Source organism: Shewanella sp. MBTL60-007 (assembly GCF_019654915.1).
In the GTDB taxonomy this organism is placed as follows: domain Bacteria; phylum Pseudomonadota; class Gammaproteobacteria; order Enterobacterales; family Shewanellaceae; genus Shewanella.
In genome coordinates, this window is the sequence record NZ_BPET01000025.1 from 13,468 (window position 1) to 29,328 (window position 15,861).

The 15,861-nt window shown below is 45.7% G+C and carries 16 protein-coding genes; 9 read left to right on the plus strand and 7 right to left on the minus strand.

The window, feature by feature from the left end; translation table 11 throughout:
* Nucleotides 1–119: 119 nt before the first annotated feature.
* Complete coding sequence (gene lptD / locus K5Q92_RS11155) at nucleotides 120–2,444, minus strand: LPS assembly protein LptD (protein ID WP_220769081.1); 2,325 nt, start codon at nucleotides 2,442–2,444, stop codon at nucleotides 120–122.
* A gap of 153 nt (nucleotides 2,445–2,597) precedes the next feature.
* Here lptD and K5Q92_RS11160 point away from each other — a divergent pair, with 153 nt between their 5' ends.
* The 5 genes from K5Q92_RS11160 to K5Q92_RS11180 are packed head-to-tail and all read left to right on the plus strand — an operon-like array spanning nucleotide 2,598 to nucleotide 6,679.
* Entirely contained in the window at nucleotides 2,598–3,620 is a 1,023-nt protein-coding gene (locus K5Q92_RS11160; RefSeq protein ID WP_220769082.1) for an aminoglycoside phosphotransferase family protein, read from the plus strand.
* Nucleotides 3,621–4,289, plus strand: a complete 669-nt coding sequence (murU, locus tag K5Q92_RS11165; protein ID WP_220769083.1) for an N-acetylmuramate alpha-1-phosphate uridylyltransferase MurU — start codon at nucleotides 3,621–3,623, stop codon at nucleotides 4,287–4,289.
* Entirely contained in the window at nucleotides 4,289–5,068 is a 780-nt protein-coding gene (djlA, locus tag K5Q92_RS11170) for a co-chaperone DjlA (protein WP_220769084.1), read from the plus strand. The genes murU and djlA overlap by 1 nt, the downstream gene beginning before the upstream one ends.
* A 34-nt stretch (nucleotides 5,069–5,102) precedes the next feature.
* On the plus strand, nucleotides 5,103–5,714 hold the full coding sequence (locus tag K5Q92_RS11175; protein WP_220769085.1) for an outer membrane beta-barrel protein: 612 nt from the start codon (nucleotides 5,103–5,105) through the stop codon (nucleotides 5,712–5,714).
* A gap of 11 nt (nucleotides 5,715–5,725) precedes the next feature.
* Nucleotides 5,726–6,679 carry a D-2-hydroxyacid dehydrogenase gene (locus K5Q92_RS11180; protein WP_220769086.1) on the plus strand — a complete coding sequence of 318 codons (954 nt, stop codon included), beginning with the start codon at nucleotides 5,726–5,728 and terminating at the stop codon, nucleotides 6,677–6,679.
* An 89-nt stretch (nucleotides 6,680–6,768) separates the two neighbouring features.
* On the opposite strand, the gene purT is transcribed toward K5Q92_RS11180, so the two are convergent.
* Nucleotides 6,769–7,944, minus strand: coding sequence for a formate-dependent phosphoribosylglycinamide formyltransferase (gene purT / locus K5Q92_RS11185; protein ID WP_220769087.1), 1,176 nt, complete (start codon nucleotides 7,942–7,944; stop codon nucleotides 6,769–6,771).
* Between the two features lie 314 nt (nucleotides 7,945–8,258).
* Between purT and K5Q92_RS11190 the strand changes: the two genes are divergently transcribed.
* The 3 genes from K5Q92_RS11190 (at nucleotide 8,259) to K5Q92_RS11200 (ending at nucleotide 11,392) form a co-directional block, all read left to right on the plus strand.
* Nucleotides 8,259–8,645, plus strand: coding sequence for a DUF3302 domain-containing protein (locus tag K5Q92_RS11190; protein WP_220769088.1), 387 nt, complete (start codon nucleotides 8,259–8,261; stop codon nucleotides 8,643–8,645).
* Nucleotide 8,646: 1 nt separating this feature from the next.
* A complete protein-coding gene (locus K5Q92_RS11195; protein ID WP_220769089.1) occupies nucleotides 8,647–9,783 on the plus strand; it encodes an HlyD family secretion protein in 1,137 nt (378 codons plus the stop codon).
* 139 nt (nucleotides 9,784–9,922) lie between these two features.
* Nucleotides 9,923–11,392: an AAA family ATPase gene (locus tag K5Q92_RS11200; protein WP_220769090.1), complete on the plus strand. Its 1,470-nt coding sequence runs from the start codon at nucleotides 9,923–9,925 to the stop codon at nucleotides 11,390–11,392.
* Between the two features lie 82 nt (nucleotides 11,393–11,474).
* On the opposite strand, the gene K5Q92_RS11205 is transcribed toward K5Q92_RS11200, so the two are convergent.
* Entirely contained in the window at nucleotides 11,475–12,032 is a 558-nt protein-coding gene (locus tag K5Q92_RS11205; protein ID WP_220769091.1) for a DUF4136 domain-containing protein, read from the minus strand.
* A gap of 117 nt (nucleotides 12,033–12,149) precedes the next feature.
* On the opposite strand from K5Q92_RS11205, the gene K5Q92_RS11210 reads away from it, so the two are divergent.
* A complete protein-coding gene (locus K5Q92_RS11210; RefSeq protein ID WP_220769092.1) occupies nucleotides 12,150–12,461 on the plus strand; it encodes a DUF1289 domain-containing protein in 312 nt (103 codons plus the stop codon).
* On the opposite strand, the gene K5Q92_RS11215 is transcribed toward K5Q92_RS11210, so the two are convergent.
* Genes K5Q92_RS11215 through K5Q92_RS11230 form a run of 4 tightly spaced genes read right to left on the minus strand, consistent with a single transcriptional unit; the run spans nucleotide 12,448 to nucleotide 15,746 of the window.
* Nucleotides 12,448–13,716 (minus strand): ATP-binding protein, encoded by a 1,269-nt coding sequence (locus K5Q92_RS11215; RefSeq protein ID WP_220769093.1) that lies wholly within the window; start codon nucleotides 13,714–13,716, stop codon nucleotides 12,448–12,450. The two genes, K5Q92_RS11210 and K5Q92_RS11215, sit on opposite strands and share 14 nt — an antisense overlap.
* Before the next feature lie 19 nt (nucleotides 13,717–13,735).
* Nucleotides 13,736–14,449, minus strand: a complete 714-nt coding sequence (locus tag K5Q92_RS11220; protein WP_202720571.1) for a response regulator — start codon at nucleotides 14,447–14,449, stop codon at nucleotides 13,736–13,738.
* Nucleotides 14,449–14,832 (minus strand): DUF3019 domain-containing protein, encoded by a 384-nt coding sequence (locus tag K5Q92_RS11225; RefSeq protein WP_220769131.1) that lies wholly within the window; start codon nucleotides 14,830–14,832, stop codon nucleotides 14,449–14,451. The genes K5Q92_RS11220 and K5Q92_RS11225 overlap by 1 nt, the downstream gene beginning before the upstream one ends.
* A 38-nt stretch (nucleotides 14,833–14,870) precedes the next feature.
* Entirely contained in the window at nucleotides 14,871–15,746 is an 876-nt protein-coding gene (locus tag K5Q92_RS11230) for a MipA/OmpV family protein (RefSeq protein WP_220769094.1), read from the minus strand.
* Between the last annotated feature and the right edge of the window lie 115 nt (nucleotides 15,747–15,861).

The following is a 15,861-nucleotide window of genomic DNA, read 5'->3' on the forward strand; positions in this document are numbered from 1 at the left end:
GTCCTTGGCATTTATTGAGTGTCATCTGCGGCACTTGCATACCGCATTAATGATTCTATAGTCCTGCTTTGACTGCATGTCGTCAGCTAGGTTCAGCATTTCTTTACGTTATTTGTTTGCTAATTCTTCAAATAAAGCGGCTTACGGTAGTTAAATAGACCGTCATTGAGCATATCTGACACCCCTAATGGGCCTGAACCACCGAGTCCTTTGATGATAAAGTTTAGGTAGATCCCGCTTTCAAATAGCTCTCGAGTATCCTGTACTGGATTATCTTCGTCAATATAATTGGTCTTAATGCGGTAATGATAACTCAAACGCACCGCCCAACAACACGATTCATATTGAAAACCTGTATAGGTCTCTACCGCTCGGCTTTCATTGAGGTCGTAATACCAGTTACCCACTAAATATAAGTTGTCATTAATTGGCCAAGCACCACGAAAACCTAACTGCTTAATGTCCACCGACTCATTGGTGTTAGTGTTGAGCAGATCGGGTACATAGCGATAGCTCGCCTGTAGCAGCTTATTGGTACCTGGACGATAGTCGACAGTTACCTCACTCTTCTTATTTTCGCTCTCTTTAGCGTCATATTGAATCGAGCCGCTTAAGAACCAGTCTGAATACAGTTGAGTTGTTAATTCCGCTGCGATGGCAGAGTTGGAGGTGTTCTCCTGCACAAAGGTGTCGCTGGTGCCATTAACATCATGGATACCGACACGGCTATCCTCTATATAGATAATTTGACCAAGACTGAACTTAAATACTTCACGGTTTTGTTCGTTAAAGAGTCTGGTGGTCAAACCTAAGGTAAACTGATTGGCATCGGCAATACGATCTAGACCCGAGAAGCGACGATCTCTAAATAGACCATTATAATCCTCTTGCAATAGAGCGGTATCGTAGATGCCGATATCAGATTGATCCTCATAACCTACATACAGGTATTGGAATTGAGGCTCAAGTGTTTGACGATAGTTGGTATCGAAATAGTCTGTGAAGCGCTCGAAGTTAATCTGACCATGGAGTCGTACCTGAGGCAGGGTACGATTGACGCGTTCGGCAAGATCTGTTTCCGCTAGGTTAGAGTTGTCATCTTGCCAATAGTTAGTTTGGAGAAGCTTGACTTCACTGGTGAAAGAACCCGCTGGGCCATGTATTGGATAAGAGATGCTTGGCTCAAGATGCACACGAGTCGCCGTAGAGTACTCACTATCTTGATGCTCGAAGTTTGTCGCTTCACTGTATAGATTGAAGTCTAAACCGTGCCAATAACTTGGAGCGCGGTAGTTAAAGGTAAACTGCGGCATGACCTGATAAGGTTTTTCCTCTTCACCAAGCACCTTAATATCTTGCGCACGAGCACTGAAATCCCAATTTTCTTCAAAGTAGGCGATCTCACCAATACGAGTTAATTGGTTGTCAGTCGCTCTCTGCACATCGGAGTTCAAGTCGTTAAAGTAGTTGTTATCCGATACATCGGTATAGTTCGCCAGTACGCGCCAGTTTTTATTGATGGCACCACTGTGCTCCCAGTGATACAGGTATCTGTCTGGGCTATTGACCAGCTTGTCATCGTCGGCAAGGTACTCAAAGTTCAGCTGCCCCTGTTGCTTCTCTCCGGCCAAGTATCGGAATTCGGTTTTGGTGTATAGACCTCGCGCCGACATATAGTTGGGGGTGAAGGTTAAGTCATATTCTGGTGCGATATTCCAATAATAAGGGGTCGCAACCTCCACGCCATTGGTGGTACTGGTACTAAATGTTGGAAAAAGGAAGCCAGATTTACGCTTATCCGAGACAGGGATGGTCATATAGGGCACATACATCACAGGCACGCCCGCTATTTTAATCTTAGCGTCCCAAATCTCTCCCCACTCTTCGGTACTATCAATCTTGATGCGGTCAGCTTCAAGCAACCAATCTGGATCTTTACCTGGACAGGTGGTGAAGTTAGTGCCCGATAGCAGCAGGTTATTCTCTTTGGTGATTTCGAGTCTGTCTGCATCACCATGGATCTGTTGTCCAGTGAGCCAGTACTGAGCGCCACTTAAGACAGCACTGTTACTACGCATCTTAGCAACTAAGGAGTCGGCGGTAACCGTGAATATCTCGTCTTGGAAGACTAAGTTACCATTGGCTTGAAGCTCTTCCGCTTCCTGGTTGAGAATTGCCTCATCGGCGGCGATGTTACGCCCACCTTGACTGAAGTTAACTTCGCCACTGAAGGTTGCTTGTTTGCCCATCTGCGCCGAAGAACGATCGGAGCTAATATAGATCCGTGCTAAATCCTCTGCACTATTACCTTCGTAGAGTGGTACATAGGGCTTTACTGGAGGCTCAACAATACACTGTGAGCTTGTTTCGGCAACAGTTTCGGTTTCGTCTGCTAAGACTAATTGGGGAAGCAGGCACAAGGCCAAAAAATAACGGATCTGCATCTTAGGTCAATTAATTATGATTTCTTAGTCTGGACGGTGAAGAGGAGGAAGTTGACCCTTTCCTGGGCAACTCAGCCAAATAATTTTTTTCAAGTGCTTAGCTGTTTCCATTTTGTCGTTATAATAAAGCAATTTCTTCTTAAGAGCCATGAGGTGCCCTTGTCAGATCCTAGATTTCTTCAGTTAAATGCATGGCTAAACCAGTATTTTAATGGAAATGTATCTCCACAGCTAATATCTGGCGATGCAAGTTTCAGACGCTACTTTAGAGTTACGGTGAATAATCTGTCTTATATTGTAGTCGACTCTCCGCCTAACCTTATCGATATTAGCCCCTTTATTCAATTAGCTGATAGTTATTCGAAGCAGGGGATAGCCGTTCCGCAAGTGATCGCCAGTGATAAAAACCAAGGCCTTATGCTACTGAGCGACCTCGGTGATGTACAGCTGCTATCTGTACTCAATAAAGCGACTTTACAGCGGTATTATTCTCAAGCATTGCTGTTACTCAAAGACATTGCAAAAGTGACTCACACTCAAGCTGGAGAATTACCTCAGTATGACGCTGAGTTTGTGATACGGGAACTCAACATCTTTACCGAGTGGTTAGCAGTGCATCATCTTGAGTTAGCGCCAGAGTTAGTGCTAAGCCATACGGAAGCACCGTTTAAAGTATTAGTTGATAATGCCTTAGCGCAGCCACAAGTTGGTATGCATCGTGATTACCATAGCCGCAATATCATGCTACAAAATGAGCAGCTTAAGGTGATCGATTTTCAAGATGCTGTGATAGGTCCTGTGACCTATGATGCGGTTTCACTTTTGCGAGACTGCTACATTCGTTGGCCTGATGATGAGGTAGAGGTCTTAATGCATCAGCACTATAACCAGTGCTTAGAGGCTAAACAGATAGACTCAAGTGTGAGCTTTGAGCAATATCAGCGCTGGTTCGACTTGATGGGTATTCAGAGACATATAAAAGCGGCGGGTATATTTGCTCGGCTTAATTATCGTGATGGTAAACCAGCCTATATGGCAGACATTCCGCTGACGCTCGAGTATATCCGTGATATTGCTGGCCGTTATAGCGAGCTGCAGCCCTTGAGTCAGTGGATAGCAGAGGTGATTATTCCGGCGGTGAAGGTTAAAGGTGATCTTAACAGTGAAGGGTTATAAATGAAGGTTATGATTCTAGCGGCGGGGCGGGGTGAACGCCTGCGACCATTAACTGATTCTCTGCCAAAGCCTTTGGTTGAGGTGGCTGGAAAGCCTTTGATTGTTTATCACATTGAAAAGCTCGCCGCAGCAGGCTTCAATGAGATAGTGATTAATCACGCTTGGTTAGGCCACAAGTTGGTTGAGAGGTTAGGCGATGGCAGCCAGTGGCAGGTCAGTATCCTATACAGTGAAGAAACATCGGCCTTAGAAACCGGGGGCGGCATAAAGCAGGCGTTAAGTCTGTTAGGTGATGAACCATTTTTGGTGATTAATGGTGATATTTTTATTGATGAACTGCCAGCTATTGCGGCACTGGAATCGGATAAACTGGCCCATCTTTGGCTAGTGGATAATCCAGTGCAGCATCCAAACGGAGACTTTTCGTTACAAGGTAGTCAAGTGTCCGATGTTGGCAGTGAGAAGCTGACATTTTCGGGCATGGGGGTTTATCACCCTCAATTATTTAAAGATACGCCCGAAGGGGCATTTGCCTTGGCTCCACTACTTCGTCAGGCTATGGCTGATGGTTTGGTGTCGGGCTGTCATTATAATCACTATTGGTGCGATGTCGGCACGATTGAGCGACTAGCACACATTGAAAAACGTGAAACAAAAAAGGTTAGATAATGCGTATTTGGGGTAAGGTTTTCGGCTTCATCATTGGGTTTATGTTTGGTCGTTTAGCCGGCGCAATACTAGGGCTTTGGCTGGGTCATATGTATGACCGAAAGCAGAGTAAGAAGGCTGGCTTTAGTGGAATTGGTAAGCGCCAAGCGCTATTTTTTAATACCACCTTTGCGGTGATGGGCCATGTGGCTAAAGCATCGGGGCAAGTGACCCAAAACGATATTCGTATGGCGACTTCGCTGATGGATCAGCTTAAGTTAAGTGGACAGGCAAGAGCCGATGCGCAGGCAGCGTTTAGAGAGGGTAAAGAGGCTGACTTTGATATCTATGCCTGCTTAAAAACCTTTAGGCTGATCTCCATGGGCCGTAAAGAGCTGCTGCAGATGTTTTTGGAGATCCAAATTCAAACGGCGCTTGTCGATGCTGAGTTAGATCAAAAAGAACTTTCAATTCTGGCTATCATCGCCAAAGAACTTGGCTTTAGCCAAAAGCAGCTAGATGACTTACTTGCACGTTGGCAGGCTGAATTTAATTTTCACCGCAATGGCGGCAAGGATCAGCAGACCTCGGTTGAAGACGCCTATAAGCTGCTAGGCGTGTCTGAGTCGATGTCTGATCAGGATATCAAGCGAGCTTATCGAAAGCTGATGAATGAACATCACCCCGATAAGTTAGTTGCTAAGGGCTTGCCTGCTGAAATGATGGAAATCGCCAAATCAAAAGCGCAAGATATTCAAGCCGCTTATGATAGGGTAAAGAGTGATAGAGGCATGCGTTAATAACATATCAACGATAAGGCTATAGGGACATACTATGAAAAGGTGCTTAGCAGTATTACTGGGTTCATTTTGTACTTTACCAGCGATGGCAGAAGTTTATGTTGCGCCGTTCGGGGGGTATAGCTTCGGTGCGAGCGAGTTTGATATCTCGAGTACTGAGACTGAAGATAAAGGACAGGTCAAAGTAGCCGAATCGCAAAATTATGGCGTAATGCTTGGATTTACCACAAAAGATCCCGGTAATGTTTATCTACTTTATAGCCATCAGGGGACGGATTTAAAAACGGGCGATAATTTCAGCCCTAAAGTCATCACCTCGATGGATGTGGATTACTTTCACGTGGGGGGGAGTCTCTACTTCCCAATGCAAGGTGTGAAGCCTTATGTTACCACTAGCCTAGGTTTAACCAATATGCGCCCAGGCGGAGCATACTCTAATGAGACGCGCTTCTCTGTGGCAATTGGTGGTGGTATTGAGTATCAGGCCACCGAGACATTTTCACTGTTTGCCGAAGTGAAGGGCTATGCCACCTTTATCAATGCTGATAATTCCTTGTTCTGTGGTAATGATGGCTGCCTGTGGAATATTCAGTCAGACATTATGTGGCAGGGGCAAGCCAATATTGGTGCCAGCTTGAAGTTTTAAAAGGCCGTTTTATGAAAATTGTGGTACTCGATGGATATACGCTAAATCCTGGCGATCTAGATTGGCAAGCGTTAGAGGCATTTGGAGAGTTAAACGTTTATGAGCGCAGCGCTCCGGAAGAGATATTAGCTCGCAGTCAGGATGCAGAGATTATTTTTACCAATAAGACTTTGCTAGATGCAGGGATATTAAAGCAACTGCCTCAGCTTAAATATATCGGTATCCTCGCCACAGGAATCAACGTCGTGGACCTTAATGCCGCGAAAGAGTTAGATGTCGTGGTAACTAATGTACCGGGTTATGGTCCCGATGCGGTTGCACAAATGGTCTTTGCCCATATCCTTCATGCCACGCAGCAGGTAGCCATACATTCCGAGGCGGTGAAGCGCGGAGTCTGGAGCGAGTCGCAGGATTTCTGTTTTACCCTTGCGCCTTTGCAATCACTAAAAGGTAAGTACTTAGGCTTAATTGGTTTTGGCGATATCGGTAAAGTGGTCGCACAAATTGGTCAAGCTTTTGGAATGAACGTACTGGTAAATACCCGTAACCCTAAAATAGATCTACCTCAAGGCTGCTGTTGGGTAGAGCGAGAGTTGTTATTTGCTCAAGCAGATATTATTTCGCTGCACTGCCCATTAACCCCAGATACCGATAAATTGATCGATGGGGTTGTGCTTGAGAAGATGAAACCCTCAGCAATCTTGATAAACACCGCCCGTGGAGGGCTTATAGATGAGCAAGCCTTAGCAAAGGCACTTGAAAGTGGGCAGTTGGCTTTTGCCGGTGTCGATGTGTTATCAACAGAGCCGCCAGCAACGGATAACCCTTTACTTAAGGTCAGCAATATCAGCATTTCCCCCCATAATGCTTGGGCGACAATTGAAGCAAGACAGAATCTACTCAATATCGCAGTCGATAATCTGTTGCGCTTTACCCAAGGAAAAGTGAGTAATCGAGTTAATTAGCTTTTATACCAAATTAGGTTGGAAAAAAAGCCTCAATCAAGGCTAAATCTGTTTAGCAAAAGTTTGAGGCTTTTAATTGGTAAGTTGATTTATAAGATGACGTTAACCTTGTTAGCGGCGTTTAAGGCTTTCGCTACCGCTTTGTCGATATTTGTATCTCTTGCTAGTGCCACACCTAGACGCCTCTTGCCATCGATTTCAGGCTTGGCAAATAGCCGCAGTTGAGTATTTGCTTCAACTAATGCTTCAGCAACTCCTGAGAACTGAATATTGTTCGAGCAACCTTCGGCTAAGATCACCGCAGATGCACTCGGCCCGTGCTGAGCGATATTACTAATAGGCAGCCCCAAGATCGCACGCACATGTAGAGCAAACTCGGAAAGATCTTGGCTAATGAGGGTCACCATACCAGTGTCATGGGGGCGAGGTGAGACCTCAGAGAAGTAGACTTCATCACCTTTAATGAATAGCTCTACGCCAAATAGGCCGTAACCACCAAGTGCTTCAACGACTTTCTTACCTATAGCTTGTGATTTTGCTAATACGATATCTGACATCGCCTGTGGCTGCCAAGATTCGCGGTAGTCGCCATCTTCCTGCCGATGGCCGATGGCGTCACAAAAGTGTACGCCGTTTACCGCACTGATGGTCAGTAAGGTGATCTCATAGTCGAAGGCGATGAAACCTTCGACGATGACGCGCCCTTTACCCGCACGGCCCCCTTCTTGGGCATACAGCCAAGCAGATTCAATTTGTTCTTGGCTGCGAATAACACTCTGCCCTTTACCCGAAGAGCTCATTACAGGCTTAACGACGCAAGGTAGCCCTATAGTGGCGACGGCATCGTGGAACTCCTGCTGGGTATCACAGAAAAAGTAGGGCGACGTAGGAATAGCTAAGGTTTCTGCTGCTAAGCGGCGTATGCCTTCACGATCCATGGTTAATTGCGTGGCTTTAGCGGTTGGCACTACATTAACGCCTTTGGCCTCCATCTCAACGAGAGTTTGCGTGGCAATGGCTTCGAGTTCAGGAATTACTAAGTCGGGCTTTTCGAGCTCAATGAGTGACTTAAGTGCATCGGCATCAAGCATGTTAATAACGTGAGAGCGGTGGGCGATTTGCATCGCGGGGGCATTCGGATAGCGGTCGACTCCGATGACTTCGATACCATAGCGCTGGAGCTCGATTGCTACCTCTTTACCCAGTTCTCCACAGCCAAGCAACATGGCGCGCTTAGCATTTGCAGATAGAGCTGTACCTATCATTATGTTTACCTTTTTAGATTGTAGGGAATTGTTATTAGTTGCAGGGCTGATAAGGCTTTCAAGCTTGCAACAGTTTGAAAGCGACTTTTAGGCTTTCAATTTTTATTTTGGCTTAGTGTAACGTGCAGCCTATTTCTCTAGGTTAGATTTAATGGCAAGTGTGCACAAGATCACTTAGCTTAGCCAAATTGATGATCGCTAATATGCGGTTTTTAATCAAAAAAAATGGAACTATCGAATTAATGTTGCCAAGATGCTGCTAGAATGTTTTCAAGGCTCGATTGCCGTAATGACGGTTTGATAAGGAGTGCACCGTGTTTTTAGATTATTTTGCGTTAGGAATTATTTTTTTCGTTGCGATTTTTATCTTCTATGGAGTGATCGCAATCCATGATATCCCCTATGAGATTGCCAAGAAACGAAACCATCCCCAGCAGGACGCCCTGCATATTGCTGGTTGGGTGAGCCTGTTCACTCTGCATGCTATTTGGCCATTTTTGTGGATCTGGGCAACCCTTTACCGCGAGGACCGTGGGTGGGGCTTCCAAGAGGTGGTAGAGAAAGAGCAAGTGCTGGAAAGTGAGGTAAAAGGATTGACTGAAAGCGTTAGAAAACTGGAGCAAAGGTTGGCGCAGATGGAGGCTTCTCAAACCGTGAATCCTCAGACAACTTCTTCTCAAACCAGCAGCGAGGAGGTGTAACATGGATTTACTACTTATATTAACCTATACCGCTGTTTGTATCGCAATCTTTAAAATCTTTAAGATCCCACTGACCAAGTGGACAGTGCCGACCGCAATACTGGGCGGGATTTTTATCGTCGGTGCGCTTATCTTATTGATGAACTATAACCACCCTTATACGCCGTTTGCGAAAGAGTATTTCGTGACTACGCCGATTAACCCAGCTGTGAGAGGTGTGGTGGTATCGGTGGAGGTTGAGCCAAACACCCCTATTAAGAAAGGCGATGTACTGTTTAGAATTGATCCGACCCCCTTTCAAGCAATAGTGAAACAAAAACGTGCGGCGCTCGTAGCTGCAGAGCTTGAAGTGCCCCAGCTGGAGGCTGCGTGGGAAACGGCAAAAGCTGCAGTGACTCGCGCCACTGCCGATAGGGATAGAACCAAGTCGGCATTTGAGCGTTATGAGAAGGGACGTAAACGTGGCGGTGTTAACTCACCCTTTACGGAACTTGAGCTTGATAATAAACGTCAACTCTACTTTGCGTCAGAAGCACAACTGACAGCGGCCAATGCTGAAGAGTTAAGAGTGCGCTTAGCCTATGAGTCCAATGTTGATGGGGTAAATACCAAGGTTGCAGGTATTCAAGGTGAGCTTGAAAAGGCGTTGTTCGATTTAGAGCAAACAGTGGTTAAGGCGCCTGCCGATGGTATGGTGACACAGATGGCACTTAGGCCCGGTATCGTTGCCGTACCTATGCCACTCAGACCATTACTGAGCTTTATTCCCGATGAAGAGCGGGTTTTTGTTGGTGCGTTTTGGCAAAACTCTCTACTCAGATTAGAAGAGGGTGATGAAGCTGAAGTGATTTTAGATGGCGCGCCAGGTCAAGTGTTTAAAGGTAAAGTCGCTAAGGTTTTACCTGCAATGGCCGAAGGTGAGATCCAATCATCCGGTTCTTTGGTTTCTTCTAGCCGTTTAATGGTTCGAGGCAGAGCCTTGGTATTGATAAAACTTGAGGACGATGAGGTGAGAACCCGCTTCCCTGCAGGTGTTTCCGGCCACGCCGCGATCTATACCGAGCACTTTGCCCACGTATCGATTATGCGTAAAGTGCTCTTGAGGATGCAGGGCTGGCTCAACTACCTATTTCATTAATCTGTTGCAATAATAGGCTTAATTGTGCCCTATGCTGGTACAAATTAAACCAGACTTGATATAAAGGGACCTAAGTGTCCCTTTTCTTTTTGGGAAATTTGCCCCTCTCAGGCTAATCGAGCTTTGCTCAAGGACTTACATGCAAGATATTCAAGATCTCACCGCCGTATTGCGCTCAAATACTCCGATTGTCGTCATAGAGACCTATGAGGAATACCGAGTGATTGAGCTCCTAAGAAAAGTCTCTAATATACTCTACCAGCCTCTGTTTAGCTGGAGCATTACTCAGGGCTTGATGCGGGTCGATGGCGGCATGGGGAGGCAAAAGTTCAATTGCGAACCTGGAGATATCCTCGGGCAGATCAAGTCTACAAAGCAGCAGGGGATCTATGTATTGTGCGATTTTCATCCTTTCGTCGAGGGCGCGCCGAAAAATGTACGCCTACTGAAAGAGATCGCCCTTGAATATGAAGCCCTGCAACACACAGTCGTGCTTGTGAGTCATGAGTTTGTAATCCCGCCAGAGATTAAACGTTACTGTGCTCACTTTAGGCTGTCTCTACCCGATACTGCTCAGCTGATGAATCTTGTCTATGAACAGATCGAAAAGGTGCGCAGCCAAGGCGTAATGCTTAATGTCGACGACACTGCAGTGGCGAAGCTTGCTGATAATCTACGAGGCGTCACTTTCGACGATGCTAGGCGTCTTGCCCATAAGGCGATAGTCGATGATGGCGCGGTTACTCATTCGGATGTAGACAGTATTAATCGTGGTAAGTTTGACCTACTGGATATGCAAGGTGTGTTGCACTTTGAGTATGACACCAGTGACTTCTCTCAAGTGGCTGGGCTACATAATCTTAAACAGTGGCTGAGTCATAGAACGCCTTCATCACAGACACAGATGCTTGCAGACAAACCTAAGGGGATCTTGCTGTTAGGCGTGCAGGGCAGCGGTAAGAGTTTAGCAGCCAAGGCCGTTGCTGGGATGTGGCAGAGGCCACTGCTTAAGATGGATATGTCGGCGCTCTATAATAAGTACATAGGCGAAACGGAGAAGAATCTGCGTAAGGCGCTAGAGCTTGCCGATCTCATGTCGCCTTGTGTGCTCTGGATAGATGAAATTGAAAAAGGGTTAAGTTGTGGTAGCAGTGATGATGGCACCTCTAAGCGTATTTTAGGCACCATTTTAACTTGGATGGCGGAGCGTAAGTCCGATGTCTTTCTCGTGGCTACAGCCAATGATATCAGTGCACTCCCACCCGAGTTGATGCGTAAAGGGCGCATGGATGAAATCTTCTTTGTGGACCTACCCGATGCCGAGATCCGACAGGCTATCTTCCTTATTCATCTACAGCGTCGCCAGCTCGACCCTAGGCAGTTTGATTTAGCCCTGCTTGCTAAGGTGAGTCAGGGCTTTTCTGGTGCCGAGATTGAGCAGGCTGTGATCTCCGCCATCTATACGGCGAGGGCATTGGAGCGAGAGGTGGAGCAGAGTGCTTTGGTTGACGAGCTGATGAAGACCCGTCCCCTTTCTGTGGTAATGCGGGAGAAGTTGCAAGCCTTAAGACACTGGGCAGAAGGCCGTACGGTTAATGCTCATCGATAGCTGGCAGGCTTGAGTAACGCTATTTTCAACTAGAGTATGGTGATGAACCGAACATATGGGGTTCGGTTCATTATGGCGAATCTTACTTCTCTGATTTAGGTGGGAACTGTGCGAGAATTTTGGCGACTGTGGCCTTAGTATCTTCCGCCTTGGCTTCACCCCCATCATCGAAGTTGAATTTATCTGTTCCACGCCAGACAAGCTGGTTGGTTTTAGGATCGATAATATCAATCTGTATGGTTTGTATTTTTGCGGTATCGCTACCAACTGGAACATCTACACTGGTACCTATACTTGCCCCACCTGAACTCCCCCAGGTCCCAGTGCCGAGCCCAATAGAAAAACCTGAATCTTTGGGCTTATTTTCAACCTTAAAACCATAGGCCACATAAAAGTCTGGGTCTTCGGCTTGGACGACAAAGCCTTGGCTGACAAGTGAAGTGGCTATCGCTTGCTGAATTCTATTGGCGCTGAGCGGGTCGCTATTCTTGTTGGGCGCTAGCTGTGAAAAGCTCTTTAAACGAGAAAAGTCGTAATTTAGGTCATAATCATTTTTTGGGGTAGAGCTACATGCTGCGAGCATAAATAAGGGAATAATTAATAGTGAGAATAGATAACTTGCTCTTTGTCTTTGCATCATTGAGTGACCTCTTATGATTTGGGAAGCTGTTAATCGATCTTGTTATCGCTAAAGTTAGGTTTTAAATAACCGTATTTATTTTAACCATTCATTGTCAAGATAGTATATGTTTAAGGAATGGAGCAGTTAGAATTTTTTGAGATCCCTAGCCCCTGTATCGGCGTGTGCCAAAGTGATGCAAGAGGCTACTGTAGAGGGTGTTTTCGCAACCGAAACGAGCGCTTTAATTGGCTAGAGTTTTCAGATGCACAAAAATACGATGTGATTCGCTTATGTAAGCAACGTAAGCGGAGGCGTCAGCTTGCCCTATTAAAAGCAAAGAAGGCCCAGTTATTAGACGAAAGGGCCAAAGTGAATAGCAGCCTAGATTTTGGCAAGCAGCCAGCGGCAGAACCAAGCGATAATATCGATGATTTTAAGCTTGATTAGCTGCAGGCCAGAATAGGGTAAATTGGGTAAAGCCTGGACGGCTTGTTAGTCTCACCTCAGCATGATGCCTATCCATGATCCGCTTGATTATTGCTAAACCTAGACCATGACCCTTATTGCCATTTTTGCTGCTTGCGCTGCGATAGAAAGGCTCAAAGATCTTACTCTGATCTTCCGCTAAAATCCCCTCGCCATTATCGGTAACTGAGAGATGTACGCCATCACTGTCTTGGGCGATCTTAACGATAATATCACCAGTAGAAAACCTTTGTGCGTTGGTGATGAGGTTTTGCAGTGCACGCTCAACTAATGAGGGTTCGGCGACTAAGTAGATTGTGTGCGCAGGCGCATCGAGAATGATCGGCGTTGGATGATGGCTCTGTAAGCGTCTGATGGTCTGTGCCACTAAGCCGTTTAAATCACAGCGTTCAAAGTTGAGCGATTCTCGCTGAGTCTCAAGGCTGGCGTAGGTGAGCAGCTCTTGGATAAGATCTTCCATCTCTTTAATATCAAGTTGCATCTCATCGAGAAAGCGCTGACGCTTAGCGATATCAGACTCTGGTTTGCAGTATTGAGGTAGTAAGGCTAAGGCAAACTTTAGTCGGGCCAGCGGAGTGCGGATCTCATGAGAAACGGCATTAGAAAGGTGCTTCTGGTTTTCGATAAGCGCACTAATATGAGCGGCCATATCATTGAAGGTGTTCGCTAGTGGCAATACTTGGGAACGCTTGGTTAGCTGGATCCGAGTGTTCCACTTGGCTTGGCCAAACTCTTTGGTCGCCTTGCGTAAGATCTTGAGATCTTTCGATAGCGGCCACACCCAAATAAGCGCAATAAAGGCCAATAACAGATAGAAGAAAATATTGTAGATACTTCTCAAGCTGGCAGCCGGGTCGATTGCGATAGGTCCAGCCATTAACACTTGTTCACCCACTGCCACAAATTGCAGCTCGTGATTAATATCATAGGGGGTGGCAATCACTTTATCTGAGCCCAAAAGCTGTTCGTTAGAAAATGCCACTTGGTCTGAGTCGAGTAGAGTCAGGGGGAAATCGGGGTCGGCTTTGATGGTGTCGAGCATCTCTTGGCGCTCTGCAGCTGGCAGGGTCGATAATACTTGCGCCAAAGCGACTAAAGGTGCATCGAGTGCACCTTTTTCGTCAACATTGTTTTGCCATAAGTTATCGAGTGTCCAGCCAATGCCTAAAAAGCCAATGCTGAGCAGAAGATAGAGGCTAAGAAAAAGACGTTTCATCTTTTATTGATGCGCTGGCCTAATTATTCCACGCTTCAGGTGCGAATAGGTAACCTTGACCCCACACGGTTTTGATCCTGAAGGGAGTTTCAATATTGTCGCCTAATTTCTTTCTCAAGCGCGAAATCCGCACATCGATCTTTCTATCTTTACCGTCAAAGTCGATATTTAGCAGGTACTGATAAATGTACTGACGACTCATCACTTGGCCAGCCTGTGATGCAAGCAGCCAAAGCAGCTCAAATTCGTGGCTGGTTAGGTCGACTTCAGTATCACCTAAACGAATAGCCTGAGTATGCGGATCTATACTGAGCTTACCAAAGCTAAGGCAGTGCGACTCAACTTGTGCTGGTTTTGCCTGACGACGTAGTAAGTTATTGATGCGGGCGACTAATAGTGCTGGATCGACAGGCTTAACCACATAGTCATCTGCACCTAGCTCCAAGCCTTTGATCTGATCTTCATTTGAACCTAGAGCGCTCATCAATAAGATTGGACCTGCAAAGTAGTCAGGTAGCTTTTCGCACAGGGTTAAACCGTCCATGCCTGGAAGCATAATATCTAGCAAAATAATATCAGGCTTATAGTTTATTAGGCGAGTCAGTACTGTATCGCCTCTACGCTCTACCTCGACGTGCATGCCATGCGATTTTAAGAAATCGACGATCAAATTGGCCAAACGAATATCATCTTCGACTAACAAAACTCTATGCGTAGATTGAGAGTTGGTCATTAGAATAAGCTCCATGGGTTGCGATATCGTCGCCTAACTTGAGGCGAAGAAGCTGGTGTTACTTTTAATTTTACACCCGCTAATGTCTCGTGGGTATCTTTGTCTATCATCACAAACTGAATATCACGATCAGAACTGATATTGACGGTTAAAGAGTGAATGCTTGGTGACGGAGAACACCATTTCTTTAAATCTTTGTAGTCAGATATGATGCAGATTGTTTTGTTTGTTAACTGATTCCATTCTAAAGTGACTTCAATATCGCAGGACTGCGCATTCTCGGATGTGATGCAGATCTCTGGAGATAGACTGAAATTAGGTATCGATTCTTCAGTACTACCTACTGCGACAGCAGAGGAACTCAGAAGTGAGCCCAACAGTATCCACAGCAATATGAGTTTTAATTTTGAAAACACTCGAGTTAAAACCTATACGCTGCGCCAACAAAATAGGTGGTCGTATAATCTTTATCGACAAGAGGGCTGTCAACGATTTCATCGGCGATGTCGGTGTAACGAGCAACTAAGAGTAAATTCCAGTTTTTAGTGAGTACATACTGACCCGTAAACTCAATGCTCTGATTCAATGCAGACTCCGCTTGATATTCTTGGTTCCAGAAGAGGCTCTCACTCGGCCTTACACCATAATAGTAATCGACCACCTCTTCACTCTTCCAGTCTAATACGGCTGCAAACTCAAAATTCCATTTATCTAGAGGAATGTTGTAGAACCACTTTAACTTAGACTCAAGGCCGTCATGAACATTTAAAATATCATGAGCGACGCTGGCATGCACTATACCAAATCGGGTGTAAATAAAAGCCTCGGCTCCGCCAAGATATGTAAAGTTTCGATTTTCCAGTTCGCCAATAACGGGTTCCGGTGCCACTCTGGTACCTAAGGTGGAGACCATAGGTGAAATGGCACGTTGATTACCGCTACCACTTAGTAGAAAAATATTCGAAGGATCCCAACGATAGAAGAATGCGCTGTCATTACTGAAGGTGGTGACGAGGTTAAGGGTGTAGTTTTCTCCCTCTGCCAAGGTGTAGCCAATATTCCCGTTATCAAAAAACCAACGCTCGCCGTAGTATGCGATGGTCGGTACCACATAAAGCGGAATATCTTTGTAATCTTTGAGGGGGTTAGATTTATTACCATAGCCAAGAGTAAAGCCAAGATCCCAACGACCGACTTCAATACAATCGGTGTTGTTGTCACAGCTTGTTGGAACGCTCGCAGAGCTAGCCCCAGAATATAGGCTAATAGCCAACAAAAGCGCTAATAAGTATGGCATTGAAAAAGTCGACTCATGATTACAAAATTAACAAATGAACCCATAGAGTATCATCTATTAGAAAAAGCAGCATGTTAGATAATAAATTTGTTGCAAACTGATACAGGTTGTAAAT

Coding starts and splice junctions, on each gene's coding strand:
- purT (WP_220769087.1), bottom strand. CDS start 7,944: ATGATAGGTACAGCTCTATCTGCAAATGCTAAGCGCGCCATGTTGCTT.
- lptD (WP_220769081.1), bottom strand. CDS start 2,444: ATGCAGATCCGTTATTTTTTGGCCTTGTGCCTGCTTCCCCAATTAGTC.
- murU (WP_220769083.1), top strand. CDS start 3,621: ATGAAGGTTATGATTCTAGCGGCGGGGCGGGGTGAACGCCTGCGACCA.
- K5Q92_RS11200 (WP_220769090.1), top strand. CDS start 9,923: ATGCAAGATATTCAAGATCTCACCGCCGTATTGCGCTCAAATACTCCG.
- K5Q92_RS11180 (WP_220769086.1), top strand. CDS start 5,726: ATGAAAATTGTGGTACTCGATGGATATACGCTAAATCCTGGCGATCTA.
- K5Q92_RS11215 (WP_220769093.1), bottom strand. CDS start 13,716: ATGAAACGTCTTTTTCTTAGCCTCTATCTTCTGCTCAGCATTGGCTTT.
- K5Q92_RS11205 (WP_220769091.1), bottom strand. CDS start 12,032: ATGATGCAAAGACAAAGAGCAAGTTATCTATTCTCACTATTAATTATT.
- K5Q92_RS11220 (WP_202720571.1), bottom strand. CDS start 14,449: ATGACCAACTCTCAATCTACGCATAGAGTTTTGTTAGTCGAAGATGAT.
- K5Q92_RS11195 (WP_220769089.1), top strand. CDS start 8,647: ATGGATTTACTACTTATATTAACCTATACCGCTGTTTGTATCGCAATC.
- K5Q92_RS11210 (WP_220769092.1), top strand. CDS start 12,150: ATGGAGCAGTTAGAATTTTTTGAGATCCCTAGCCCCTGTATCGGCGTG.
- K5Q92_RS11230 (WP_220769094.1), bottom strand. CDS start 15,746: ATGCCATACTTATTAGCGCTTTTGTTGGCTATTAGCCTATATTCTGGG.
- djlA (WP_220769084.1), top strand. CDS start 4,289: ATGCGTATTTGGGGTAAGGTTTTCGGCTTCATCATTGGGTTTATGTTT.
- K5Q92_RS11175 (WP_220769085.1), top strand. CDS start 5,103: ATGAAAAGGTGCTTAGCAGTATTACTGGGTTCATTTTGTACTTTACCA.